20 protein-coding genes and 4 pseudogenes are annotated in these 26,490 nt (G+C 58.9%); 11 read left to right on the top strand and 13 right to left on the bottom strand.

Features of this window, described 5'->3' with window-relative positions; translation table 11 throughout:
• The first annotated feature begins 254 nt into the window (after positions 1 to 254).
• From OEG84_RS23830 to OEG84_RS23820, 3 genes and pseudogenes are all read left to right on the top strand, one after another.
• Positions 255 to 671 (top strand): CBS domain-containing protein, encoded by a 417-nt coding sequence (locus OEG84_RS23830; RefSeq protein WP_267656357.1) that lies wholly within the window; start codon positions 255 to 257, stop codon positions 669 to 671.
• Positions 672 to 734: 63 nt separating this feature from the next.
• Positions 735 to 1,199: pseudogene (locus tag OEG84_RS23825) on the top strand (transposase family protein); the annotation flags it as partial.
• Positions 1,192 to 3,771 carry a glycoside hydrolase family 94 protein gene (locus tag OEG84_RS23820; RefSeq protein ID WP_425602939.1) on the top strand — a complete coding sequence of 860 codons (2,580 nt, stop codon included), beginning with the start codon at positions 1,192 to 1,194 and terminating at the stop codon, positions 3,769 to 3,771. The pseudogene OEG84_RS23825 and the gene OEG84_RS23820, both read left to right, overlap by 8 nt.
• Positions 3,772 to 4,069: 298 nt before the next feature.
• Here OEG84_RS23820 and OEG84_RS25560 read toward each other — a convergent pair.
• The 3 genes and pseudogenes from OEG84_RS25560 to lgt all read right to left on the bottom strand — a co-directional run.
• A pseudogene (locus OEG84_RS25560) lies at positions 4,070 to 4,331 on the bottom strand (transposase); the annotation flags it as partial.
• 465 nt (positions 4,332 to 4,796) lie between these two features.
• Complete coding sequence (locus OEG84_RS25555) at positions 4,797 to 4,940, bottom strand: hypothetical protein (RefSeq protein ID WP_425602938.1); 144 nt, start codon at positions 4,938 to 4,940, stop codon at positions 4,797 to 4,799.
• Between the two features lie 187 nt (positions 4,941 to 5,127).
• Positions 5,128 to 5,961, bottom strand: coding sequence for a prolipoprotein diacylglyceryl transferase (lgt, locus tag OEG84_RS23805; RefSeq protein ID WP_267656355.1), 834 nt, complete (start codon positions 5,959 to 5,961; stop codon positions 5,128 to 5,130).
• Between the two features lie 319 nt (positions 5,962 to 6,280).
• Between lgt and OEG84_RS23800 the strand changes: the two genes are divergently transcribed.
• The 8 genes from OEG84_RS23800 (at position 6,281) to OEG84_RS23765 (ending at position 12,800) form a co-directional block, all read left to right on the top strand.
• On the top strand, positions 6,281 to 6,652 hold the full coding sequence (locus OEG84_RS23800) for a hypothetical protein (RefSeq protein ID WP_267656354.1): 372 nt from the start codon (positions 6,281 to 6,283) through the stop codon (positions 6,650 to 6,652).
• A gap of 51 nt (positions 6,653 to 6,703) precedes the next feature.
• A complete protein-coding gene (locus tag OEG84_RS23795; protein ID WP_267656353.1) occupies positions 6,704 to 7,333 on the top strand; it encodes an RNA polymerase sigma factor in 630 nt (209 codons plus the stop codon).
• Positions 7,334 to 8,124: 791 nt separating this feature from the next.
• Positions 8,125 to 8,274: a hypothetical protein gene (locus OEG84_RS23790; protein ID WP_267656352.1), complete on the top strand. Its 150-nt coding sequence runs from the start codon at positions 8,125 to 8,127 to the stop codon at positions 8,272 to 8,274.
• Positions 8,271 to 8,759, top strand: coding sequence for a hypothetical protein (locus OEG84_RS23785; protein ID WP_267656351.1), 489 nt, complete (start codon positions 8,271 to 8,273; stop codon positions 8,757 to 8,759). Before OEG84_RS23790 ends, OEG84_RS23785 begins: the two co-directional genes overlap by 4 nt.
• An 86-nt stretch (positions 8,760 to 8,845) precedes the next feature.
• Complete coding sequence (locus tag OEG84_RS23780) at positions 8,846 to 9,088, top strand: hypothetical protein (RefSeq protein WP_267656350.1); 243 nt, start codon at positions 8,846 to 8,848, stop codon at positions 9,086 to 9,088.
• Positions 9,089 to 9,149: 61 nt separating this feature from the next.
• Positions 9,150 to 10,448, top strand: coding sequence for an APC family permease (locus OEG84_RS23775; RefSeq protein WP_267656349.1), 1,299 nt, complete (start codon positions 9,150 to 9,152; stop codon positions 10,446 to 10,448).
• A 435-nt stretch (positions 10,449 to 10,883) separates the two neighbouring features.
• Positions 10,884 to 11,786, top strand: a complete 903-nt coding sequence (locus tag OEG84_RS23770; protein WP_267656348.1) for a DMT family transporter — start codon at positions 10,884 to 10,886, stop codon at positions 11,784 to 11,786.
• Between the two features lie 159 nt (positions 11,787 to 11,945).
• On the top strand, positions 11,946 to 12,800 hold the full coding sequence (locus OEG84_RS23765) for a patatin-like phospholipase family protein (RefSeq protein WP_267656347.1): 855 nt from the start codon (positions 11,946 to 11,948) through the stop codon (positions 12,798 to 12,800).
• 301 nt (positions 12,801 to 13,101) lie between these two features.
• Here the strand turns inward: OEG84_RS23765 and OEG84_RS23760 are convergent, their stop codons facing one another.
• The 10 genes and pseudogenes from OEG84_RS23760 to OEG84_RS25430 all read right to left on the bottom strand — a co-directional run.
• Positions 13,102 to 14,388, bottom strand: a complete 1,287-nt coding sequence (locus OEG84_RS23760; RefSeq protein ID WP_425602932.1) for a glucoamylase family protein — start codon at positions 14,386 to 14,388, stop codon at positions 13,102 to 13,104.
• A 105-nt stretch (positions 14,389 to 14,493) separates the two neighbouring features.
• The gene (locus tag OEG84_RS23755; protein WP_267656346.1) at positions 14,494 to 15,279 is read right to left on the bottom strand and encodes a hypothetical protein; all 786 of its coding nucleotides are present in this window, start codon (positions 15,277 to 15,279) and stop codon (positions 14,494 to 14,496) included.
• A 38-nt stretch (positions 15,280 to 15,317) separates the two neighbouring features.
• Positions 15,318 to 17,708 carry a phosphoketolase family protein gene (locus tag OEG84_RS23750; protein WP_267656344.1) on the bottom strand — a complete coding sequence of 797 codons (2,391 nt, stop codon included), beginning with the start codon at positions 17,706 to 17,708 and terminating at the stop codon, positions 15,318 to 15,320.
• Positions 17,709 to 17,753: 45 nt separating this feature from the next.
• Positions 17,754 to 18,542, bottom strand: a complete 789-nt coding sequence (gene ppk2 / locus OEG84_RS23745; RefSeq protein WP_267656342.1) for a polyphosphate kinase 2 — start codon at positions 18,540 to 18,542, stop codon at positions 17,754 to 17,756.
• A 139-nt stretch (positions 18,543 to 18,681) separates the two neighbouring features.
• The gene (locus OEG84_RS23740) at positions 18,682 to 21,096 is read right to left on the bottom strand and encodes a heavy metal translocating P-type ATPase (protein ID WP_267656341.1); all 2,415 of its coding nucleotides are present in this window, start codon (positions 21,094 to 21,096) and stop codon (positions 18,682 to 18,684) included.
• 375 nt (positions 21,097 to 21,471) lie between these two features.
• Complete coding sequence (gene fabI / locus OEG84_RS23735; RefSeq protein WP_052161098.1) at positions 21,472 to 22,284, bottom strand: enoyl-ACP reductase FabI; 813 nt, start codon at positions 22,282 to 22,284, stop codon at positions 21,472 to 21,474.
• Positions 22,281 to 23,345, bottom strand: coding sequence for a bifunctional enoyl-CoA hydratase/phosphate acetyltransferase (locus OEG84_RS23730; RefSeq protein ID WP_267656340.1), 1,065 nt, complete (start codon positions 23,343 to 23,345; stop codon positions 22,281 to 22,283). The genes fabI and OEG84_RS23730 overlap by 4 nt, the downstream gene beginning before the upstream one ends.
• A gap of 3 nt (positions 23,346 to 23,348) precedes the next feature.
• Positions 23,349 to 24,544 (bottom strand): annotated as a pseudogene (locus OEG84_RS23725) (acetate/propionate family kinase).
• A gap of 122 nt (positions 24,545 to 24,666) precedes the next feature.
• Positions 24,667 to 25,326 carry a DUF3141 domain-containing protein gene (locus tag OEG84_RS25435; RefSeq protein ID WP_324288276.1) on the bottom strand — a complete coding sequence of 220 codons (660 nt, stop codon included), beginning with the start codon at positions 25,324 to 25,326 and terminating at the stop codon, positions 24,667 to 24,669.
• Between the two features lie 112 nt (positions 25,327 to 25,438).
• Positions 25,439 to 26,326: pseudogene (locus OEG84_RS25430) on the bottom strand (DUF3141 domain-containing protein); the annotation flags it as partial.
• Positions 26,327 to 26,490 lie beyond the last annotated feature (164 nt).

Raw genomic sequence — 26,490 nt, 5'->3', positions numbered from 1 at the left:
TCCGTTGCCAGCGTCGAAGCTATCGCCACCGCTTCAGCCGATGCTGGGTAACGGCGATAGCAAGAGGCGATGTCGGTAAAGAGAGCGTAGGTTCGCGAGACCGGCATTGTCGGCCGGATCGAGGGGGGAAGATACACACTATCCCGCAGGTATCGTGTCCGACATCTACTGCAAAAAAATCCTTCTGATTGTGCCGAGGTCGGAACATATTCCGGGATTCTCAGTTGTACTCGCCTAAGAAGAGGAGTGTTGACATGCAAGTTCAGGAAATTATGACGCGCGACCCTGCCTGTTGCGGCCCGAATAGCACCATCCAGGATGCAGCACGGATTATGGCTGACAAATCGGTAGGGTCGGTTCCTGTGCTCAACGACGCCGGGGAACCGGTGGGTATCGTGACCGATCGCGACATCTGCTGCGGCGCAGTTGCCAAAGGCAGGACGAATGAGACTCCAGTATCCGAAGTGATGTCCACCGACCTGCTGACGACGACACCGGATGAGGACGTTTCGTCATGCTGCGACAAGATGGAAGAACGGCAAGTCCGGCGGGCCGTCGTTACAGACAATACAGGCAAGTGTTGTGGGATGATTGCCCAGGCGGACATAGCGCGTGACGCCGACGGTGAAGAGACCGCCGAACTTGTACAGGAGATGTCGCTTGGCACTTAATTGGGTTCTTCCTCAAAGTCTGTGGTTAACAGAGTGTTAGCGTCGCGGTTGCTATCTGCGGTGATGCAAACGAAATCGAAATGGTCGCCCGGCCCAGGGGTCAGAGTTCTGGGTATCACCCTTCAAGATGAAGAAAATTGGGTTGTTTCCGCCGCTGCGAAACCGATCGGCATCTGCCCGGGTTGCGGTATGCGAAGTCGGCACCGGCATGGTTGGCACAACCGCTGCCTCCGGGACTTGCCTGTTCAGGGTCAAGTGGTGAAAATCAAGCTCTCGCTGATCCGGTGGCAATGTAGACACCGGAAATGCCAGCGGCGAACGTTCACAGATCGTTTGCCCAAGATTGCTTTGCCCTATGCGCATCGAACAATGCGGATGGCCGAGATCGTAGGTTTGGTTGGGCACAGGATGGGCGGTCGCCCGGCCGAAAACTTGATGCATCGGCTGGGCATGCCGATCAGTGACGACACGATCTTGCGACAATTGAAGCGCAACGTTGGTGCCTCACTCCTCGGATCAGATGAGCGGTGCCGCCCGCCGTGGGTTGGAGGCTGCGGCCCATGTCGTTCTGACCGACGATCCCCTCATGCTGACCGAGCGGCTGGACCGCGTGCTGGAGACGAGGCGTCCGCCGCCCCGTTTTGAACCGGCATTCCCCGTCGCTTTCGAGCAGGCGCAAGACCTACCGCGCCCCGAGGGACTGGTCTTTGACAACGGCTATGGCGGTTTCGATCCGGCGACCGGCGAATATGTCATCCACCTGAATCCCGGCATGCGCACGCCTGCGCCATGGTGCAATGTGCTTGCAAATGACGGCTTCGGGACAATCGTCAGCGAGGCCGGGCTGGGCTTCAGCTGGGCGGTCAACAGCGGCGAACATCGGCTGACGCCCTGGTCCAACGATCCGGTCGCCGATGAAGCGAACGAGGTGCTTTATCTGCGCGACGAAGCCTCGGCCGATATTTGGACGACGACACCCGCGCCCTTGGGACACGATACCGCCTGCCAGGTCCGGCACGGGTTCGGCTATACGCGATGGACCCGTAACAGCTTGGAGCTGGAGCAGGAGTGCACGGTTCTTGTTCCGCTGAACGCGCCGGTGAAACTTGTGCGAATCCGGCTTAGAAACGTCTCGGATCAGGTCCGGCGCATTACCGTGACCTACTACGCCGAATGGCTGTTGGGCGCGCTCGCGAGCGTCGCCAAAGCGCATATCGTCTGCAGCTACGATCCACAGCGCAAGGCAATCCTCGCGCGCAACCCGTGGAACCCCGAATTCGCGGGACGGATGGCGTTTCTGACCGCTTCTTCGGAGCCGCATAGCGTCACCGGACTGCGCCGGGATTTCCTCGGACCGGAAGGCGATCTGTCGGCGCCCGACGCGTTGAGACGCTGGGATCTGGGTGGCCGGTTCGAGCCGTGTGGCGACGCCTGCGCTGCCTATCAGGTGCATCTCGACATCGCCCCGCAGGGCGGTTCGGACGTGGTTTTCGTGCTGGGAGAGGCCGACGATGACGCCGCCGCCGGCACCCTGATTCGGGCCTGGCGGGAGGCCGGGGCATTCGACGCTGCGCTCAGCGATGTGCAGGCGGCGTGGCGGACGCGGTCGGCGGCGGTCCGAGTCAGGACGCCGGACGCGGCGCTGGACCTGATGGTCAATCACTGGCTGCCCTACCAGAACCTGTCGTGCCGGGTACTGGCCCGCGCCGGGTTCTACCAGGCGGGCGGCGCCTTTGGCTTTCGCGATCAACTCCAGGACATGCTGGCGCTGCCGCACAGCGACCCGGAGCTGGTGCGGGCACATATTCTTCGCGCCGCCCGCCACCAGTTCGAGGCGGGCGACGCTTTGCACTGGTGGCACCCGCCCGAGGGCCGTGGCGTGAAGACGCGGTGCTCGGACGACTATCTATGGCTGGCTTATGTCACGGCGCGTTACGTCCGGGCCACCGGTGACCGTGCGATCCTAGCTGAGGAGATCCCGTTCCTCGCCGCGCCCGACCTGCGCGATGACGAACATGACCGCTATGCCGGGTTCGATACTGGCGAAACCGCGTCGCTGATCGAGCATTGCGCGCGGGCGCTGGACCGGATGATGTCGACTGGGCCGCACGGCCTGCCGCTGATCGGTGCCGGCGACTGGAATGACGGGATGGACCGCATCGGCGCCGGCGGCAAGGGCGAAAGCGTCTGGCTCGCCTGGTTCCAGATAGCAACGGTCCGGCTTTTCGCGCCGCTTGCGGCGGGACCCGACCTTGCCGGACGCGCCGAGCGCTGGCAGGCGCATGCCGAGGCGGTCGCCGAAGCGGTAGAGAAACATGGCTGGGACGGTGAGTGGTATCTTCGCGCCTTCGATGACGCAGGGCTTCCGTGGGGATCGCACACGAACGATGAATGCCGGATCGACCTGATCGCCCAGGCCTGGAGCGTCCTCTCGGGCGAGCCGGTCGGTGACCATGCAACCCGGGCGCTGGAGGCCGCCCACGCACAACTTCTCGATCCCAGCGACAGGCTGATCCGGCTGCTTGATCCGCCGTTCCACGCAACCGAGCGTGATCCGGGATACATTCGCGCCTATCCGCCGGGCATCCGCGAAAACGGTAGCCAGTATACCCACGCCGCCGCCTGGCTGGGCCACGCATTCGCGGCGACCGGCGACGGCGACCGGGCCTGGGAGGTCTTCGACATCATCAATCCGATCAGGCGCAGCGCCAGCGCCGCTGAGGCCGACCTTTACAAACGAGAACCCTATGTGTTGGCCGGAGACGTCTCGGCCACTGGCCTGCATCACCGGCAGGGCGGCTGGTCGTGGTATACAGGTGCTGCGGGCTGGACCTGGCAACTAGCGGTCACCGGAATTCTGGGCGTCGATCTGCAAGGCACGGCCGTACTGCTGAACCCCAGCCTTCCCAAGGCATGGGGTGGTGCCGAGGTCCGCCTGGAAAGCCCGCGTGGCGCGCTCTCGATCACGATCCGTGATCCCGGTCATCTCGGCAGTGGCGCGGTTTCGGTCAATGTCAACGGGGTACAATCGGCAGATGGTCTGGTTCGGTTCCCAGGCGCAGGTAAAACCTTGGATGTCGTGGTGGACTTGGGCGAATAGCTGTTGCTTGGCAGTTAGACGGGTTCTTCCTCACATGTGGAACGGCCCTGTTGGCAAGGTATTCTTTGCGTAAATCTTCCTGGGACCGCGCGGTAATTTGTCCGGCCTGTTGGCGCGGCCATTGGCCAGTGGCCACGATGATATCAGCGGTCCCGATTGCCTAATCACTTTGACGCGCTCGACGGCGCGTTGAGGAAGCCGGACATATCGGTATCGAGGTTATCGTCCCTCGGGTTCATCACGCTTTTGGCACCTTGCCTCTTCATCCCAGAACCGAGGCGCCGGGATTCCTTGTGTTCTATGCTCTCCCCATGATCGCCGGTGCTTTGTAGGTGCCGCCTTTGATAGGAAGCGCCCAGATCGTGTGCGCGATCTTGTTGGTCAGTGCTGCGGCGACGACCTTGCAGGGCCGACGTCTCATCAGTGAGATGCTTCACGAAGACAAGTGCACGCCGCGCCTGTTTCAGGATGGACGTCGCGCCAGCAATCAGCAGTGTTCGCAACTGCTTATTTCCGTGTTTCGTTATCCTCCCGATCCGCTCCTTGCCGCCGTTCGAGTAGTCGACAATCGACGTTGTGTTCTTGACCAGGTAGGACTGGAGATTGTTGATCAATACGGGCAATCGCTTGAGCTTTTGGTTGGCGCCTCGAAGAGTGGCGTGCTGCTCCAACTGGTAGAGCATATTCTTCACGGCTCTCGTCGCCTCCCTGACGTAGCCGCTCCAAAGCAGATAGCGAAGCCTCGGCACATCAACCGCAACATCTCGAAGGTAGATGTTCAGATCGCCGATATGCCTGAGGCATTGCCACGTCTGTTCGATGTGCCGAAGCCGCATCGACAGATGGAACCAGTCAAGAATATGCGTCACGGGCTCCCTTGTTACACTGAGCACGATGCTTTGCAGCCCGACGTCTCCGTCGCTGAAAACAGTGACGTCGCGGCCAGGCTCCTGGAAACTCCCGAGCCGGATGGTCCGAAATCGGGTCCCACGTCAGGCTGAGCATGCACTAACATTGAAACCGGATCACCCTTTGGGGGCGGTCACACCATTCCCCGCTCGCGATGACCGACGCTGCTTCGGTGTCAGGCCGACCCACGACGAAAAGTCCCTGCCTTTCTCGAAGCTCTCTTTCGGTGGCGCAAGTACCGTCGGCGCCATCGCGCAGATCGGGCCGATGCGGGAACGGCCATCAGCCGCTTCGCAGTCTCGTCACGCTGCGCCGCCGCCGTGAGCCTTGCCGTCAGACTATCGATCTGCGCGGTCACCGAACGAAGGCGATCGAAGAGTCCGCGGCACAGCTCGATCACGAGTTCAGGCAAAGCCAGGCCGGGTGCGGAAACCTTCCCGGCCTTGCTCAGGCGCGCGCTCTGGCGGTGGCGACGACCCAGAGGCCGACAGCCAGCATTGGCAGCGACAGCACCATACCCATGGTCAGCCAGCCGCCTGCGAGATACCCGATCTGGATGTCAGGTTCCCTGAAGAACTCGACGAATATCCGCGACAGTGCATAGCCGGTCACAAAACTGCCGGCGACGAGGCCGCGATGTTTGAGAGCCTGGCGGCGGTAGATCAGCCATGCCAGCACCGAGAGCAGCAGCAGGCCTTCGAGTGCGGCTTCATACAGCTGGGTCGGGTGACGCGGGAAAGGGCCACCGGTGGGGAACACGAATGCCCAGGGTACATCCGTCAGCTTGCCCCAGAGTTCGGAGTTGATGAAATTGGCCAGCCGGCCGAAAAACAGGCCCACAGGCACGACCGCGCAAACTACATCAAACAGGTTAAAGACCGGGATGCTTCGTTTGTGGGCAAACAGGAGCATGGCAACGAGCGTGCCGAGCAAGCCTCCGTGGAACGACATTCCGCCATTCCAGATCTCCAGAGCGCGGACAGGATTGGCCGACACGGCTGCAAAGTCATAAAACAGGATGTAGCCGATGCGCCCGCCTGCAACGATGCCGACAGTGGCCCAAAGCAGGAAGTCATCGATGTCGAGCGCTGTCATGCGCGGACCGCTGGCTGGCCAGAGCTTTTCGTTCTCGACGAGCTTGCGGGCGTACCGCCAGCCCAGCAGGATGCCGATGACATAGGCAAGACCATACCAGCGCACCTGAACCGGGCCGATGGCGAAGATGACCGGATCAATGTCCGGGAAGGCCATGAGCGACAACAGCGTTGCGGTATACTCCAATGCGCATTCCTTCCTGTCGGTCTAGCTCTGCCACGGCTCCGACTATTACAGATATGGTTTCAACCGGCATCCACAGATGGGTCTATTCGTAACGGGAAACCGATGACACTTATGGCGGGGCGTCGCAACGTCGGTTGGTGTGTTTGGCCCCATGCCGCCAAATGCTGCAGCAACTATTAAGGCCACGCTAACATCAGGACGCAAAGAAGGTCTATCCCGGTTCTGTAAACGCCGCCCGGCGGGACCTCGGCGCTTGATCCAAGTCAAGGCGAGCAGTGCGACGAAGCTCTAGACAAGATGGGTAGAGTCTGGAAAAATTATGCGCACGCTCAGATTGAAGATTGCAAAACGCATGATTAGGTTGCGTGTGGTGACTATCATCGCGGTAGTCGCGGCTTTGCTTTATTCTGCTCTGGCTGTTGCCCCTGAGTTTGACCATCACAATCCGTCGACGCAGTCCACCAACGAATTGGTCACCCATGTTGCGGGTGTCAGCGATGATGCGGAGAAAGCTGTTCCCGGCGTAAATTGCCACCTCGGGCCTAGCTGCCTAGCGGGAATTCTTCCGAAGAGCAGCTTGGTGCCGGTGGGCTGGGTGGGTTCATCAGAGCGCCAGTTTGATCCGCACTTCACGCTGCGTGAAGTGAGGTACCTGATCTTTCAACCACCACGACTCCTTTCACAGGTCTAACTGCCAGCATCGCATGTCGGTGCTGCACAAAGTCATGTGAAAGGAACAGGAATGTTTGCTGAACAAAACAACAGTGCAACAACGATCTCGCGCCGAGTCGTTGAGGCAAAACTCGTCGAATCCCGCAACCGGTTCCTCGGCTTTCTTCGCCGGCGATTGAGCAGGCCACAGGATGCCGAGGATATCTTTCAAGATTTCTGCGTAAAGGTACTGCGCCACCATGCCCAGATTGAGGACGATGAGAGGCTGGATGCCTGGCTCGGCGTCACCCTGAAACACACCTTGACGGATCACTACCGGCGGCAAGCGGCGCGAAATCGCGGCGCAGAGGCCTATGTGATCGAGACCAAGGTGACCCAGCAGGAGGACATCGATGTTGCGGAGCCCGCGTGTACCTGCATCGCGGCGGCGATGAAGATGCTTCAGCCCTCTCAGGCAGAATTGTTGGCTCGGATTGATCTACGAGACGAGCCGCGCACGGCTGTCGCAACTGAACTGGGGCTGAACTCGAACTCTTTGGGAGTTCGGGTCCATCGCGCGAGAACAGCGTTGAGGAAAAAAATAGCCGAGGTCTGCAAAGTTTGTGGGGAAGGCGGCTTCATGATTTGTGACTGCGATCACTCCCGGGGCGTTCGGCCGTCGTCGACACCTCGCCAGTTCGATGCCCCAACGATAGTGTAATGCCCAACGCCATTGCGCGTCTTCTGATCTAGAGGGTCGGCAAACTTGGGGGGTAGAATGACAGGCCTAAGTCGCAGATCACTGGAAACTCCGCCTGGTAATCGGCGGAGCTCAATCAGGGGTGTCGATATGTACAACTCTGAAAATCGTATCAAGGAATGAGCATGTGAAACGTCAGCCTAGTTCTGATCCGACAAGTGACACTGAACTCGACGAACTGATATGTGACTGCATCGACATTCTCCTGTCCACGCTTCCGCATGAACAGGCCAATGTTGTTCGGCGCGTCGATGTCGATGGAGAGCGGAGGGAGGGCGTCGCGCACAGCTTGGGGCTCAGCCAGAGTACGATGGACGATCGACTTGGATGTGGAAGACAGGCTCTGAAGGAGAGGTTCGCAGAGATGACCCGGATCTGCCCAAAGCATGGCCTGTCAGGCTGCGATTGCGCTCGATCGAGCTGGGCAGACCTCTGAGGGTGTCTGGGACTGCGTAATGCCGGCGCGGCGCAGGCGTCTATCCTTGCAGGAGACAATTTTTCATGGAGAAAACCAAAATGCAAACAAAGATCATCCCGACCGGCGTAACGCCCGATCAATCACCGAAAGGCTGCTGCTGCGGGTCTACGTCCAAAACTCAAGAGGCCAATGTTGCTGTGCCAAGTATGGACCCGCCTGCAGTCGTAAAGGTTGACCATGGCACAGGCACCAAAACCGGCGGATGCTGCGGCGCGAGCTGATCCGCCACATCCCGGTGTATGTTGCAGAATTTCGTCTTATGAGGAGAAACAAAATGACACTCATTCTGGTAGGGCTTGCATCCGGCATGCTGCTGATATTCGCGGCCTCAGTGATCCGGCAGCGCTCCGAATTAGTCGCGTTGGACGCCGATGAAAGCGCAGTCTATGATTTACGGAGAACATCGGAGGGAATTTCCTCTTGATAGTATTGAATGTCGCCATATTGGCGGCGTTGATGCTTTCGACTGCAATCACGACAGCTCAGCCTGTCGTGATTGCACCGGAAAATAGCACCTTTTCGGTGCTCATGGTCAATGCCGGAGGCGGCGAAGCAGGAAAGCGGATCATCGGACTTGAGGCGATTCAGGAACCGACCAAAACCGAGAGTGTGTCCGAGTTAGAGCATGCTGCTCACAATTCACTGGCCGAGGATAAACCGATCGGACCCTCAGATGCGGGCATCAGCATTCTCAGCGTTCCGGATGCGACATCTGGCGGGATTGTGTGGCGGATTGAAGTCCCCGGAGCAGTGCATCAAACCGCCATTTCCTCCGACGAGCGCTGTGCTGTCGCGATCCATCGCTCGGGCAATGGAATATCCGTAATCAACCTGATGAGTTTCACGCCGACGGTGTATGCGGAGCTTTGCCGTTGCGGTCGAGTTGCACGCGATAGATCTGTCGGGTGACCGAAAATGTTATCGCGGGTAGCGGTGACGGCAAGATCGCGGCGATCAACCTTGCCGATGTTGAGATCTAGGTCTCTGAACTGTCCTTGGAACAGTACCAGTTGACCAAAATTCGTGGCACCGGCACGCTCTTCGTTTCTACCGGTGCCGAGCCAAAGATACGGATCATTGATGAGGCAGTGATAATGGCCAAAGGAGAATTCGTGATAGAAGGTCAGGGGGCACAAGATGGTGGCGCTGCCTTGACCCGTTCCTCGGAGGCCGCAAGAGAACGTTTCTGCCCCCGTTTGGCACGCTGTCTTTGTGGTCCACTGCTGCTGATCCGTTGAGCATCGTTCAAGCTATTGAGAAAGAGACAAAGTTTTGAAACATTCACATGGTGATGACACCTTGAACAAGGGCTCAATCAGTTTGGCCGGTGCCGTTGGGATGGGAACCGGCGTGATGATCGGTGCGGGTATTTTTGCGCTGACGGGGCAAATTGCGCAATTGGCCGGACCCTATTTTGCTCTGTCTTTCGTATTTGGTGCCATCGTGACGTCCTTCAGCGCGTACAGTTACATCAAGATGTCGAATGCTTGGCCGTCCTCTGGCGGGATAGCGATGATCTTGCAGAAAGCCTACGGGCCAGGCGCCATCGCCGCAGCGGCGGCATTGTTGATGGCGCTGTCCATGGTCATTTCGGAAAGCCTCGTGGCGCGGACATTTGCAACCTATGTATTGCGACCCTTTGATATCGCAGGGGGCCCGCTGGTGCCGGTATTGGCGGTCGGAGTCATCCTGTTTGCCTTTATCGTGAATGCTTCGGGCAACCGGTCTGTCGGTCTTTTGTCGATCATCATGGCGGTCATCAAGATCGGAGGAATTGCGCTCTTTGGCATCGTCGCGCTTTGGTCGGGCGGCTTCACGTTCGCAGCTGCAAGCAGTACCAACAGCGGCTTCAATTTGACCGGGTTCATTGCGTCTGTAGCCCTGTCGATCCTGGCCTTCAAAGGCTTCACAACTATCACCAACAGTGGTGCAGAAATCACCGACCCGCATCGCAATGTAGGCCGCACCATCATGATATCGATTGCCATTTGCACGGTAGTGTATCTGCTTGTCGCTTTTGCGGTCGGGTCCAATCTGTCGATTGATCAAATTGTTGCCGCCAAGGATTACTCGCTTGCCGAAGCGGCATCGCCGGCATTGGGCCAGTCTGGCTTTTACTTGACAGTCGTTTTGGCAGCTGTCGCCACCGCGTCAGGCGTGCTGGCGAGTGTATTTGCGGTGTCGCGCATGCTCGCAATGCTGACGGATATGAAAATGATACCTCACAGCCATTTTGGTATGTCGGGCCCGATCCGCAGCCACACTCTGGTCTACACGGTCGTTCTTGCTTCGGCGCTTGCGGTGTTTTTTGATCTGAGCCGGATCGCATCGCTAGGGGCATTCTTTTACTTGATAATGGACATGCTGGTGCATTGGGGCGTGTTTCGGCATTTGCGCCACGAGATTGGCGCGCATGGGGCCGTACTGCTTTGTGCGATTGCCTTCGACGGATTTGTTCTGGCAGCATTCACGACAATGAAATTGGGATCCGATCCTATGATCGTTCTATATGCAGGTGCCGCGATTTCAGCGGTGTTCATCTCCGAACGGATATACCTGAAGCGCTGGACGGCGCTGGAGGCAGTAGCGAAAAACTGACCGCGCACGTGAACGGCGGAGACATGTGTGAGAAAAATCGACGATTTGCAGACATAGCGACTTTGAAGATGCGCACCACCTGTCGTGTCGGACTGAACAAGAGAAATTGGGGGTTTGGGTGATTCGAGTTCATCGGCGAATGACTACAGCCCCGCTGGGTTTTTCCGATATGCAGGCCGCTGATATACGCTCACGAGCGCTGGCAATATGAGTGAATTGCCATGGTGACCAATGCAGGAGATCGGGCAAACTATATCTGACGGTGGAGGCGCAGTTGCGAAGCGCAATCATATGTGTCGCTTTGTGATTTTGATACTGAGGCCGTTGGAGAATTTGGATCAGCACCACTCAATGATGCGTCGCCATGGTTCTTTATTGATCAAAAATTAGATGGCCGCTCACCAGGAGCCAAAAGGACAATGAATTGAAGAACTCGTGAAAATACTGACCGCCGCAAAGATCATTTTCGCGATGTTTCTCTGGGCGAGTTGTTATCCGTTGATAACGATTGGCATCGCCTATGCCCCGCACCTGTCGTTTGCAACCTTGCGGGCAGTGATCGCAGGCGTTACCCTGTTGGCGATCGCGCTGGCTTTGCGCTGCCCTTTTCCGCGCAGTTGGAAGACGTGGATCACCCTTGCAGCAATCGGGTTTGGGGCCACCAGCCTGGGGTATTTTGGCATGTTTCATGCGGCCGAATTCGTGTCGCCTGGGATTGCGACAGTTATCACAAACACCCAGCCCTTAATGGCTGCCGCCCTAGCGGGTGTCGTCTTGGGAGAGCGGCTGACGGCCTGGGGTAAATCGGGTCTTGTTCTGGGGTTTCTGGGAATCGTCGTCATCGCTGCACCACGATTGTTCGGAGGTGGTCAGGAGAGCTACCTAATCGGCATCACGTATATCATTCTGGCGGCTCTTGGCATCACTATCAGCAATGTGATGCTGAAACGGATTGCGGATACGGTCGATCCACTGATGGCCATCAGTGTCCAATTGTTGATCGGCAGTATCCCGCTGGCGATGATTGCCGTCTTGACTGAAGACTTCACGGTGATCGAGTGGTCTCCCGGATTTCTGTTTGCGCTGGTTGGCCTAGCGGTCTTTGGCTCCGCGCTGGTATATGTCATCTGGATGTCGGTTCTTGCAGAAGTGCCGCTGAGCAAGGCCAATGCGTTCAGCTTTCTTGTGCCGATATTCGGGCTTACAATGGGTTTGCTCTACTATGGCGAGTCCCTGGGCTGGCCGGAATTGATCGGCACGTCTCTTTCCCTTGTCGGCGTCATGATGGTCATTCGAAAGGGCATTGCACCGCCGACACTTTTTGGCGCTTCAGCGTAATGCTTGGCGTAATGCTCACCGAGGTGTTGACCGAAGGTCCTGATGTTCGGCGATGGGACTCTGGCAGAGTTCAGTTTTCTGGACGTTGCTGTATGCACCACGATTGTTGTAACCGATAGGCGCACTGAAGGGCGGCGTATGATGGGCGCGAATACTCTGATGACCAGCCAACACAAGTCCTTCGCCCTTGTCCTTAGTGGTGGTGGCGCAAGAGGTCTTTCGCATGTGGGAGTTTTGAGAGCCCTGATCAGTTTGGGTTATTTCCCCAGTGCAATTGTCGGTGTGTCAATGGGCGCGGTGGTTGGCGCAACTTATTCGCTGAACCCAAACTGGTATCGAGATCTTATTGAAATGGACACCAGCGGGTTCCCGTCAACGCCGAACTTTCGAGGCCGAAGCATTGCCGAAAGAGCGAGGGGCCTGGCGATTGCGCTGCTTGCGGCACGTGACATGTATTTTGGCTGGGGCGCCGGAGCGCGCACCGAGAGCTGGGGCCGGGGTGTCCTTGCCGCCTTGACCGAGGGCAAAAACTTGGAGGATGGATCCATCCCTGTCTTTGTCTGCACGACGGATGTGCTGTCGGGGGAACGTGTTGTCCACAACCGAGGGTCAGCTGCTAACTACGTTTATGCCAGTGCTGCGCTCGCAGGTATCCTACCACCGCTGATTGACGGATCTCACGTCCTGATGGATGGTGCCTATGCGGACATCGCGCCTATAGATGTGGCGCGAAGCACCGGTGTCGATGTAGTGATCGCTGTTGATCCAAGCCAACCCGAAGCTGGGATAGCTCCCCGCAACGGAGTACAAGCGATGCTAAGATCAATCGAGATCTGTCAGAACGAGCATGCCCGGCTGCGTTTCGGTCAGGCCGATATGGTCATCAGGCCAAAGTTTAGAAATACCATAGGAACACTGGAGTTCCGCTACAAGCGGCAATGCATTGCGTCGGGCACCATGGCAGTGCGCCGGTCCGGTGATCAGATCAGAACGTTGCTCAATCGAGGCACATAGGAAAGCACGATCCGTCCCAAGGTCAGGGCGCTTACAGAAACCGTGTCTTGGATATGCTGCTTTCCTGGTCTTGACAGGATTCTCCTCCAAAATCTGGTCTTATGCCTTACGCCATGTCTCCTCTGTGGTCTGTCGGGCCCATTGTTGATGGGCTTATCGTTTGACCCGTTTCAATAGTTGCGCGTTGATCGCGACCGCGACCGTGCTTGCCGACATCAGAATAGCGCCCACAGCTTGTCGTTCCAGCTCATCAAAGGCGCATACAGCTGTCCGTTCGCCCTACCGGCGATCGATATGGCCTTCATGATTTGCACGCCTCCGTGGCCGTCACAGCCAACCGCCGGTGAATCCCGCCCGCCGCAGCCCTGTGACCACGTAGGGGCATGCGCGCATAAGGCGCCAAAGCAGATCCGTTCGGAAATTCTCGCACATCAGCACCACGGGACCGAGGTTGATCCCGAAGTGATAGGGCGAACGGACAGCTGTATGCGCCTGTGACTTGCGGATATACGTCCTGAAAATGCGCAATCGTCGGCATCACGATTTCCGGTGCGAACGGCAACGATGCCACCACGGCCCACGGCGCGACCGTCCCGTCGTCAGGGCCGTACGGAACGCCGCGGGCGGCATAGTCGAAGAACGCGCGCTCGATGCCGTTGACGCGCCGCGTCGTCCAGCCTGGCCCGTCGCTCGCGGTCAGGCCCCAGAAGTTCTCTCCGTAGCCCGCAAATTTGAGCGGATTGCGGATCGCGTACTCTTGCTGGACGTAGGTGGCGCGCCGGCTGTTCTCGAAATAGTCGATGCCTTTGCCTCGCGTGAATGCATCCTGGATTCCGCGGAAGTCTATCCAGATGTGCGAGTACTGGTGGATGAAGAGCGGGCCCCCATAGATGAATTCGTAACCGTAGATTTCCTTCCATTGGTAGGTCGAGGTCCATGCCAGGTAGCTCTCCGCAGCCAGAGGATGGGTTGGTGAGCCCAATGCGAGTACATACAGAAGAGAGGCCTCATCATAGCCTTCCCAGCGGTAAGGCAGAAATCCGTCCTCAGGCGTCCACCCGTGGGTGATCGTCGCGCCGCCGTTGCAGGCCCATTGCCAGTCCGCCCGGCGGTAAAGCGCGTCGGCGAGTGTCCGTATCTCCTGCTCGTCTTCACTGTCCCGATCGAAATATGCTGCGGCGGCGAGCATGCCGGCCAGCAGGAAGCCGGTATCGACGGTGGACAGCTCGCAAAGGCCGGCGCGCCGCCCGGTCGTCATGTCGAGGAAATGATAGAAGAAGCCCTTGTGCCCTGTCATGTCAGGGCCCGTGGCCTGCGGAGCGTTGTTGAAGAACCGCAATGCCGCCAGCGTTCGATCGATTGCGCTGATGCGTGAGATCCATGCGCGCTCGACACCGACGGGGTAGGCCGCCAGGGCGAAACCCACGGCTGCGATGCTCGCGGGCGCGCCCGGCTGCGATTTGTCGGCTACGAGGCCATTGGCGAGATTGGTTTCGTTCAGGAAGTAATCGAAGGCATGCCGCTGTAACGCATCCAGCCTCGTTTCTCCGGGGTGGGGCCGTTTCACATGCGATTGCCGCTGCATCATAAGGCCCGCCTGTTCTTCTTGGGATCGCTGGTCGGCGCATCGATCGTCGCGTTTCTCATACTTTCATCTCCGCAGAGCGATTTCTGGATCTTTCACGCTCCGGCCTCATTTGCCCTCTTCATTGTTGTTTTCGCTGGTCTCGCGGGGTGCCCGCGCCGCCCAGCACATGTCGCAGACCGGATCCCCGGCCGAGAGTGTTTGCCGCCGGATATAGTGTCCCCGATGTCCGTCGGCGGCGATCAGATCGGCGCCAGGCCAGTCATATTTGCACCAGCTGTTTGCGAAGCCGGCCAGCGCTTCAGGATCGCCCGTCTCGTCGGCAATGCGCCGGGCAAAGCTTTGCGGGGGACAGTGCGTGAAGTGCGTGTGGATGTCCTCGCCTTTTCGAAAGACTTCGGCGGCGTAGCCGGGGGCACCCACGGGCCGGAAGGGGAAAACGAGCAGCCCGCGGATGCTCCAGCGCAATCGCTTTCCCGGGTCGCGGGTGACGAGGCGAGCGGGCAGGGACGAGAGGGCAAGCTGCCTGCGATAGACGGACCAACCGATGTCCGCCAAGGCGTCCCGCGCGCTTTGGGGATCAAGATCTCGGTCACGCAGCGTCCGGTCGGCCGCAACGGTATAGATCGCAAGCTCGACCATGAGGCGACTGCCGAAATTTGGCAATGCGTCAAGCTGCGCCACCGGGCGCAGGAGCGCCGTCCTCGTTGAGACTTGGCTCAGGAACAAATCGATGTCGTTCTGCAACCAGCGAATTTCACCGCCCGTCTTGTTCCTCAGGCTTCTGTCGATGAGAACGCGCTCAGCTGCGTTGCAGATAAAGCGCCACAGGATCCAGCGCATGATGCGCCAGTGAAAGCCGCTTTTCTCGATTGCATCGTCGTGCTCGCTCATGGCTTGCTCATTTCCCCGGTAGGGCGGTTTGCTCATGCTTATCTGGAAGTATTGGAATGCCCTCCATTTGCGGCCCATTGCCAGTTTCGGATTTCTGGCATGTCCTCGCCGTGCAGCCGGATGTAGGATCCGTGAGCGGAGAGTTTGTCGTCGATGAATCGAGCGAAGGCTGCCGCTTCCGAACCCAATCCCGGCACCCGGTCGATAGCGGCTTTGGCCAGATGGAACCGATCAAGCTCGTTGAGCACGACCATGTCGAATGGTGTCGTCGTCGTTCCCTCTTCCTTGAACCCGTGAACGTGCAGATTGTGATGGTTGGCTCGACGATAGGTCAGCTTGTGAATCAGCAAGGGGTACCCGTGATAGGCAAAGATGATGGGTTTGTCCCTGGTGAACAGGGCATCGAAATCCTCGTCGCTTAGGCCGTGCGGATGCTGGTTCTGTGACTGCAAAGTCATCAGATCGACCACGTTGACGACCCGGATCTTCAGTGCCGGGAAATGCTGCCGAAGCAACTCCGCCGCGGCCAGCGTTTCCATGGTCGGGACGTCGCCGGCGCAGGCCATCACCAAGTCAGGCTCGCTGCCGTCGTCATTGCTGGCCCATTCCCAGATACCCAGCCCGGCGGTGCAGTGCCTGATGGCTGCGTCCATATCGAGCCACTGCGGTGACGGTTGTTTGCCTGCGACAATGACGTTGACGTAGTTTCGGCTGCGCAGGCAATGATCGGTAACGGAGAGCAGGGTATTGGCGTCGGGTGGCAGGTAGACGCGGATGACCTCCGCCTTCTTGCTCATGACATGATCGATGAAGCCGGGATCCTGATGGCTGAAACCGTTGTGGTCCTGGCGCCACACGTGTGATGAAAGCAGGTAGTTCAGGGAAGCAACCGGCCGCCGCCATGGAATGTGGTTTGCAACGTCGAGCCACTTGGCATGTTGGTTGAACATCGAATCGATGATGTGGATGAAGGCTTCGTAGCAGGAGAAAAAGCCATGTCTGCCCGTGAGCAGATATCCTTCGAGCCATCCTTCGCACTGGTGCTCGCTCAAGACCTCCATCACCCGGCCGTCCGGCGCGACATGGTCGTCGCCGGGAACTATTTCCGCGGTCGAACAACGGTTGGTCACCTCGAATACCGCACCCCAGCGGTTCGACGCCGTTTCGTCCGGACTGAAAACGCGGAAGGTTTCGGGGTTCAGTTTGATCACGTCGCGGATCAGTTCGCCTTGGACGCGCGTAGCTTCCGCACTCACGCTACCGGGTTTCGGAATCTTCACTGCGTAGTCTCGGAAATCCGGAAGGTGCAAGTCGCGCAATAGCAGGCCGCCATTGGCATGCGGATTGGCGCCCATCCGCCGCGGGCCGCACGGGGCCAGTTCAGCGAGTTCGGGCCGTAGCCTGCCGGTCTCGTCGAACAGTTCTCGCGGGCGATAGCTCTCCAGCCACTCTTCCAGAACCTTTACGTGCCCGGGATGGCTCATGTCGCCCATGGGCACCTGGTGCGAGCGATAGGTTCCCTCCGTCGGTTTGCCGTCGACCTCCTTCGGGCCAGTCCAACCTTTCGGTGACCGCAAAATGATCATCGGCCAGAGCGGACGCTTCTTGAATCCGTTGGCGCGGGCATCTTGCTGGATGTGGCGGATGCTTTCGACCACGGTATCCAGCGTCTCAGCCATGAGCTGATGCATCTCCATCGGATCGTCGCCCTCGACGAAGTGAGGCGTGTAGCCGTAGCCGCGAAACAGCGATTCGAGCTCGTCACGGGGAATGCGGGCAAGCACGGTGGGGCCTGCTATCTTGTAGCCGTTCAGATGCAGGATCGGCAGGACCGCGCCGTCGTGCACCGGATTGAGAAATTTGTTGGAATGCCAGCTGGTGGCGAGTGGACCGGTTTCCGCCTCGCCGTCGCCCACGACGCAGGCGACCAGGAGGTCGGGATTGTCGAAGGCGGCACCGTAGGCGTGCGACAGGCAATAGCCGAGTTCACCGCCTTCATTGATGGAGCCCGGGGTCTCCGCCGCCACGTGACTGGGAATGCCGCCGGGAAATGAAAACTGCGTAAACAGCTTTTTCATGCCCAGTTCGTCCTGCGAGATGTCCGGATAGAGCTCGCTATAGCTGCCTTCGAGATAGGTGTTGGCCACGAGACCCGGGCCGCCGTGCCCGGGGCCGGTGACATACATCATGTTCAGGTCATGCTCGTTGATAATGCGGTTCAAATGGACATAGATGAAGTTCAACCCCGGCGTGGTACCCCAGTGGCCGAGCAGTCGTGGCTTCACGTGCTCAAGACTCAAGGGAATTTTGAGCAACGGGTTATCATACAGATAGATCTGGCCAACCGAGAGATAGTTGGCTGCACGCCAATAGGCGTCCATCTTCTGGATGAGGTCGAGCGAAAGCGGGCTGTTCACAGGCCTATTCATCGAAGTGTCCTGCAGGGGGTGTAAACGCTGCTTCAAGCTTGGAACTCATGGTGCGATCCTGCCGCTTTGGATATGCTCCTCTGCAAAGTCGAACACGATATCCGGATCCGGTTGGGCCAGGTGTGCATCCTTGTCGGGGCAGTCGACGCGGGCCATGAGGTGGCGGATGACATTGAGCCGGGCCTGCTTCTTGTCATCGGCCCGCACGACGTGCCAGGGCAGGTCTTCGCTATGGGTCCGAGTGAGCATTTCGTTGCGCGCGTCGCTGTAATCGTCCCAGCGCCGCAGCGCGCTCTTGTCAATGGGGCTGCTCTTCCATTGCTTGAGCGGATCAATCCGCCGATCTGCCAGTCTTTTCTTCTGTTCGGATTTCGATATGTCGAGATAATACTTGAAAAGCTGCGTTCCGGAGCCAGTGAGCATGCGCTCGAATGGCAAAACGGAGCGCATGAACTCCTCGTGTTCTGCATCCGTGCAGAACCCCATCACCTTTTCGACGCCGGCCCGGTTGTACCAGCTGCGGTTCATGACGACCATTTCTTGGCTGGCAGGCAGGCTGGCGACATAGCGCTTGAAGTACCAGCTGTTGTGGTCGCGGTCGGAGGGTTTGCCGAGCGCAACGACCCGGGTGTCGCGCGGGCTGAGATGCGCGGTAAGGCGCTTGATCACGCCGTCCTTTCCTGAAGCATCACGACCTTCGAGCAGGATCAGGATGCGGAGATCGTTTTTGATCAGGTGTCGCTGCAGTTTCACCAGCTCAACCTGAAGGCTGTGGAGGGTTTGCTTGTAGCCTTCGGGCTCCGGTGCGGCCTTCCTTTTCGTTTTCTTGCTCATTGCAGGCACCCAAACCCTTTCAATTCATGAGGCGCAGGTCGCGCATCTAGACCCCGAAAGACACCGCGGAGGATCGGGCTGTTCCTGACAAGACAGACGATTGCGCCGCAGGAGGCGATGCGACTGGCCGCTGACACATTCAAAGTTTTACTCGCTTCAAGAGTTGCGCGTTGATCGCCACCACGACCGTGCTCGCCGACATGAGTATTGCGCCCACGGCGGGCGTGAGGAGGATACCCCAAGGCGCAAGCACTCCTGCGGCAAGCGGAATGGCAAAGATGTTGTAGCCTGCCGCCAGCCAGAGGTTCTGTTTCATCTTGCGATATGTGACCCGGCTCAGCGTGATGATGCGGGGGATGTCGCGGGGGTCCGATCGCACCAACACGATATGCCCTGCCTCGACGGCCACGTCGGCTCCGGCGCCAATCGCAATCCCGATGTCTGCGGTGGCAAGGGCGGGTGCGTCATTCACCCCATCTCCAATCATAGCCACCTTCTTGCCTTGGGCCTGCAACTCGCGGACCTTGGACGCTTTGTCATCGGGCAGCACTTCAGCGAAAACTGTATCGATGCCAAGCTCTTTCGCAACCGCATCGGCCACCGCCTGTGCGTCGCCCGTCAACATGGCAACCTCAATGCCCCGTTCATGCAGCGCCGCGATGGCTTCACGGCTTTCCTCGCGTATCGCATCCGCCACGGCATAGACAGCCAGCGCCTTGCCCGCCTGGACGAGATAGATCGCTGCTTGGCCATTGCCGGCTGCGGCTTCGGAGGCAGCCTGAAGCGCTGGTGGAACATCGACGTTTTCCGCCTTGAGCAGCGCCGGCCCTCCCATATGGTACTCGACCCCGTCAATTGTGGCTGCAACGCCCTTGCCGGTGATCGCGCGGAATCCGTCGGCTGATGGGACCGCGATGCCTTTGTCTTCCGCAGTCTTCACGATCCCCCGGGCGATCGGATGCTGGGATTCGGCTTCAATACCAGACGCGATGCGAAGGGCCTCGTCCTCGCCCAGACCCTTTGCAACGGAACTGGCGACGATCCGGAACTCGCCCAGCGTCAAAGTTCCAGTCTTGTCGAAAATTACGGTGTCAAGATTGCGGGCCTCCTCAAGCCCGCGGCGGTCCCGGACCAGAAGGCCGTTGCGGGCGCCCAGTGTTGTCGAGATGGCCACTACCAATGGCACCGCCAGCCCAAGAGCATGAGGGCAGGCGATCACCAGAACCGTCACCATTCGCACCACGGCAAAATCCAGCTCAGCGCCAAGCAATTGCCACGCCACAAATGTTAGCACCGCCGCGCCAATCGCTGCGACGGTAAGCATCCGGGCTGCGCGATCCGCCAGGTGCTGAGATCTCGATTTGGAGGTCTGCGCATCGGCCACCAGCCGCATGATGCCGGACAGCTTGGTCTTGTCGCCCGTTCCGGTGACCTCAATGCGCAGGGATCCTTCTCCGTTGATCGTGGCGGCAATCACTTCATCGCCTTCGCCCTTTTTCACGGGTCGCGATTCACCGGTGATCATCGCCTCGTCAATGGCGCTCATGCCCTTGCGCACAACGCCGTCCGCAGGAACGCTTTCACCAGGGCGCACCAGCAACAGGTCGCCATTGCGCAAGGCGCTGATGTCGACCGTTTCCTCACCCGTATCGGTGATCCGCGTTGCCGTGTCTGGCAAAAGCTTCGCCAGTTCCTTCAAAGCACCCTGAGCCTGATTGATGGACCGCATTTCTATCCAGTGGCCGAGCAGCATGATCGCGACCAGCGTTGCCAGCTCCCACCACAGTGGCATCGAGTCGATCAACCCAAGCTGAACCACCCAGGAGAAGATGAATGCGACCGTGATGGCGAGTGAGATGAGGGTCATCATCCCCGGCAGCCGGTCTCTGAGCTCGCGCCACGCGCCTTGTAGGAAAACCAGGCCGCCGTAGAGGAAGACGACAGTAGAGAGCACAGGCGCCATCCAATCCGATCCGGGGAACGCCGGAGCCTGGTAGCCGAGCAAATCCTGGATGGGGGCCGACCAGATGACAACCGGAACGGTGACAGCGAGCGACAGCCAGAACCGGTCCCGGAACTTCTCGGGAGAATGGCCCTGATGTTTGTCATGGCTATTGTGGCCCGCATGGTCGGATGAGGGTTCCGGCGTGTCGGTCTGACTCCCAGATGAGGACTTCGACGCATCCGGCACCGTGCCGTCGTGTTTTTCATGTCCTGCATGCGCGTCATGCGTGGCGGCAGGTGTTTCCACCCCTGATTTCTGTGTGGCAGATAAGAGGGCGGCTGCCGGTTCGCTGTCGTCTAGGTGGTCTTCATGATCCTTGGTGGCTGCTACCTCAGGAGGTGCATCCTCAGCGGGTCTGTTGGATTGCAATCCAAGCTCGTGCACGGTTGATTTGATATCGGAAACCGCAACCCGGGTTTCGTCATAGCGGACGGTGGCGTTCTTCGCGGCGAAATTCACCGTAACGCTTTCAACGCCGGGTACTTCGCCGATCCGACGCTCCACTTCATCAAGGCTCCATACCGACAACATGTCATCAACTTTGATCACGCTTGTTTTCATCATCTGTTCCTTTGGCGGTCTTCGACCTTGGGCGTTAGGCTATCTCGTCAATGGTGTTTCGGCCTCTACAGCCGACATCTAGAGCTTTGATTTTCAGTAATCGCGGACTGCAGGAGCCAAGGAATTCAACGCTGGCACCTGATGCTTGCCATTCCCTTGGTGACGTGTTGCAGGAATCTAGACGCAGGTCCGCTTCGGATATTACAGATATTGGCTCGCAGTTCCGAATACTGACCTCCCGGTGTCGTCGGATTGCTCCCGAGTGCCGTCTGTCGGTCTGCTCCGAACGCAACATTGTATTCAAGCGCAGCTTTGTGATTAAGATGTCACTTCTGCAGTTAATAGAGTTCCTTGTTGGGATGCCTAATGAAACACCATGCTGGCAACGTGGAATCCTGCGTCAACATGCATAACTTCGCCTGTCGTGCCCGTCGTGTAGTCGCTGGCCAGTAGCAGGGCTGCGCGGCCAACCTCGTCCGGTGTCACTGTTCGCCGCAAGGGAGCTTTTTTGATGGTTTCGTCGATCAGTTCGTCGAAATGTTCGATTCCAGATGACGCCCGCGTCCGTATGGCGCCAGCAGAAATAGCGTTGACCCGGATCGCTTTTGGGCCAAGTTCGTGCGCAAGATAACGCACTGATGATTCAAGGGCTGCTTTGACGGGTCCCATGACGTTGTAGTGGTCCACAACCTTTTCGGCACCTAGAAAGCTGAGCGTTATCAGACTGCCGCCTTTGGTCATAAGCGGCTCGGCCAATTTGGCCATCCGGATGAATGAATGGCACGAGACCAGCATTGATTGGGCGAACCCTGCGCTTGAACTGTCCGTCAATCGACCGTGCAGATCCTCTGCCGGTGCCCAAGCGATCGAGTGCAGGAGGAAATCAAGACGGCCCCATGTTTTCTCTATGGTTGCGAAAACCGCTTCCAATGAACCCTCCTGCGTTACATCACAGGGCATGAAAATCGGCGCGGCGACACGCTTTGCCAGTGGTTCGACATAGGCCAGGGCCTTGTTGTTGAAATAGGTCAGGGCCAGGTCAGCGCCGGCAGCGTGGAAATGCTGTGTGGCAGCCCAGGCTAGGCTATGTTCATTGGCGATGCCCACGACAAGACCCTTCTTTGCTGAAAGGTCGAGCGCTTCAGCCGGATTGATCGGTCTGACGGAAATGGTCATTGCGCGGCTACCTCGAATTGTGGCTGGGTGCCGACCGAAACTGGTTGCAGGTTTGACACGACGGGCAGGGGACAGCAGGCATCTTCCAGTTGCGGTGCGGTGGCAATGCTGCTTTCAGCGGGACCCGGTCGCGGTTCAACCTGCGGTCTGCGGTGGTACATCAGGGCAGCAATCGCCAGGGCCGCCAGTCTCGCCAATGCCGGGTCAGCGCGCGAGGTCAGTACCACCGGCGCTGCCAACCCGATCGCAATCCCCGCCGCAACGCCCCCGGCAAAATATTCCAGCGTCTTGGCCAGAATATTGCCCGAGACAAGATCTGGCACCAGCAAGATATCGGCGGAGCCTGCGACGTCAGACAAAACACCTTTCTCGGTTGCAGCGCGCGCCGAGATGGCATTGTCGAGCGCCAGCGGCCCATCCACCTCGGCCCCAGTGATCTGGCCGCGTCGGGACATCAGAGTGAGAGAGGCGGCATCCAGCGTCGAGGCGATGTCGACCGTCACGGTCTCTACTGCCGACAGCACTGCAACCTTTGGCCTCACCACACCCAACATACGGAACAGATCGACCGCATTCTGGCAAATCTGCGCCTTGGCGGTGAGTTCGGGCGCAATGTTGATTGCTGCGTCGGTGATACCGAGCAGTCGGTCATGACTGGGCAGCGCCACTACAAAGACATGGCTGACGCGTCGTCCCGGAAGTCGCAGTCCGAGGGTCTTGTCGAGAAGCGCGCGCATGAAGATATCGGTATGCAGGTTGCCCTTCATCACCACGTCTGCTCGGCCCTCATGCACCAGAGCGACCACACGGGCCGCCGCCTCAGCATCGTCGGCCACAGCGATAATCGCGTCCTCCGCAACCGTCCAGCCCAGATCTGCGGCGATTGTGCGGATGGCATTCGGGTCGCCGACCAAGAGCGGTGTAACCAGACCGGCACGTTCGGCATCGCGCAGCGTTTCCAGCACCACTGTCTGAGCGGCATCGGCAACCGCAACGCGGACCGGGCCTGCCTTGCACGCCGCCGTGGCCAGGGCTTCAAACGGTTCGAAGTTATCTTTCATTGCTCATGCCTCCCGCGCCATCGGTTGGCTGGCCATGAATTGGTGGACATGGCCAGCGATCATTGCTTCCTCATCAGTCTGACGAACCTCGACCGTAACACCCACTGACCCGGTCGAAATCACCGGATCGCCGCGAAGATTTGCGGATTTGTTCAGCTCAATGCCGAGATAGCCGAGGCGGTCGCAAATCCCGGCCCGAACCTGCGGCGCATTGGCACCTATGCCGCCGGTAAACACCAAACGGTCGACCCCACCCAAGGTCGCTGTCAGGCCCGCCAGATGCCGCCGGGCATGGTAGCAGAAATACGCCACAGCCTCTGCTGCAGCGTCATCAGGGCGTTGCAGCAATTCCTGCATGTTGCGGCTGATGCCGGATAGGCCAAGAAGACCGCTTTCGGCGTAGAGCATCTGAGAAACCGCCTCAGGCGTCATCTCCTTGTCGATCAGGAGGTGTAACAGCAGTCCGGGGTCTACATCGCCCGACCTCGTACCCATCGGCAACCCAGCGATCGTCGAGAACCCCATCGTCGTCTCGAGGCTCTTTCCATCGCGGATCGCACACATCGACGCACCGTTGCCAAGATGCGCCACGACGATCCGTTCGGCATCTACAGCTACACCAGCGTCGCGCAGCGCTTTGACGATGTATTCGTAGGACAACCCGTGGAAACCAAAGCGTCGAAGCCCTTCATCTTGAAGCGCACGCGGCAAGCCCGACAGGCGGGCAATGGGCGGCAAATCACGATGGAAAGACGTGTCAAAGCAGGCGATCTGAGTGAGATCGGGTCGCGCGATCCGCACCGCATCGATCCCGGCAATATTGGCGGGAAGATGCAGGGGGCAAGCGCCGTCAGCTGTTGCAATCGCGCCCGTAGTGTGGGCGTCACTTGTTCGGGGCAGTCGCAGTCAGGTCCGCCATGCGCAATCCGGTGACCGACGGCAACCAGTTTGACTCCGCTTGCCTCATGTTCAATGGCGAGGAGCAGCCGTTTCAGAGCGGTATCATGGTCGGCGATGGTTCCGGTCTCTTCCCGAAAAACCGCGCCTCGGGCATCCGAAAGTCGAAACCGGGCGCCCGGCAGTCCGATGCGCTCAATCGCGCCCGACCAGAGCCGGCGAGGCCGTTCGACATTGGTAAAGATCGCGAACTTCAGACTGGATGAGCCGGCGTTGAGAGTCAGGACGGCGCTATCTGACATCCGGGCAAACTTTCTGATTGATCACGGGCGTCCCGAAAGCCAGAACGGTTGGGTATTTGCGCAGACGCGAGAACAGCGACATGGCCGGCAAGCGACTGCCGATGAAGACGCTCAACACAACCTCACTTCCCGACAGCATGGCGTTTTTCTTTGCCAGGTTTGGAGTTATTCGGGCTGGCCTTTGATTTGACTGCACCAGACACAGTCGGCGGCGTTTGGGCAGGTTTGGAGCCGCCACCATAGAGCAGCCGGAAGACTTGTTCGTAGGTTGCGTCACGGCGTTCGCGCGCGCCTTTAATCATCTGCCCCACATTGGACATCACCTTGCGTTCCGCGACGATCCCTGGATGATCGGCGGGCAATGGCTGGCGGGTGTCGCGCAGGGAATCCGCCATCATCCGCACACCGCGCATCCATGGATTATACGCCTCGGAAAACATGTACCGGCTTGTCCGCATTGGATGCAGTGATTTCAGCAAGTCGGCACTGGCCGGCGTGGTCATCGCCAGCACCCAGGGGCTGACGAAGGCGCTGTAGAAGCTGTCAAGCGTCGTCGAGACTTCGGCTACCTTTTCGAACGCTTCGTGCGGATAAGCCGCCTTCAGACCAGACACTTCGCGCGGCTCATAGGTCACGATCAGATCGGACTTGTGGCAGTCGGGATCGCCTGTGGGGTTTTCGATCTTCATTTCGTAAAGGCCCGGCGCCAGCGCCTCGATCTCGTCCAGACTTTCCAGGATGGCCCGATGCTCCAGCTTTGCCACGCTGGCCGAGACGAATATGCCCAGATGCCCGACATGGGGGTTGGTCAGATAGACGATCTCGCTGTCCCGCCGCGATCAGGTCGGCGGTATCGACATAAACTTCGGCAACCCATCCCAGCGCTTGCGCCGGTGGAGTAATATTGTCGCCGTAAGACGCAAAGACGATGATAGGGCTGGTGATCTGCCGCAAATCCACGGTGCAGCCGTCGCAGATTTCCATCGTACCCCGCTCCAGCTTGTTGCCGATGAACAGGTTTTTGACAATCGACATCATTTCCGGGCTGCTCAGCGTGTAATAGCCACCCCACCAGCGTTCGAAATCCAGAAAGCGTTCGGCTTCGGTGTCGATATTGGTCAAAAGATTGGCGTGTTTTTCCCAGATCGCTTTTTCCGGCTTCAGGCTTTCGAAATTCTGCGCCAGCCAGGCGCCATCGAACCTTCCATCGCCCAGATCGCCCATCAGGTGCGTCAGCCAGGCACCGCCCAGCAGGCCACCGGATATGCGCATCGGGTTCACGCCATCTTCGCCCGCCCAATAGGACAGCGGCGCGCCGTTCAGAACCACCGGTCCCGCCAAGCCCTCGCAATCCGCGGCCAGCAGTGTTACCGCCCAGCCCGCCTGGCAGTTGCCGTAGAGAACTGGCGGTTTGCCTTGGTGAAGCCCGGCTACTTCCTCGACAAAGCGGCGCAGCGCGTGCAGTACGTCTGCCAGTGTCTGCCCGGGCATCGGTTCGGGGAAGAACACTACGAAATAGACCGGGTGGCCTTCGTGCATCGCCATGCCTACTTCGCTGTCGCGTTTGAAGCCGCCAATGCCGGGACCATGCCCGGCGCGCGGATCGATGATGATTACCGGTGGTTTTTCGGGGTCGAGACAGTCGACAAGACAGTCGTCATCGATCTCGGTGATCTTCAGCAGGGCATAGTTCGCCGGAGTGTCAAACCGGCGCGCATCCAGCACAGTCTCATACTTGAAATCCAGCAACGGTGGCATTCCGGCCCGTTCATGGTCGCGCATGTTGTCGGCGCGCTGCCGCAGAGTGTCAAAGAACAGGATCGAACGCTCCCAGAGATCCTGGTGGTAGGAAACTGGCGATCCTACGGGCGCTGTCGGTGAGACGACCGGTGGATTGTCCATGGTCGACGCCTTCGGTCTCGCAGCGTGCATGTGGTGAACATCAT

It is taken from the genome of Hoeflea algicola (assembly GCF_026619415.1).
GTDB classification, from domain to species: domain Bacteria; phylum Pseudomonadota; class Alphaproteobacteria; order Rhizobiales; family Rhizobiaceae; genus Hoeflea; species Hoeflea algicola.
This window is presented reverse-complemented; position numbering and strand designations above follow the sequence as displayed.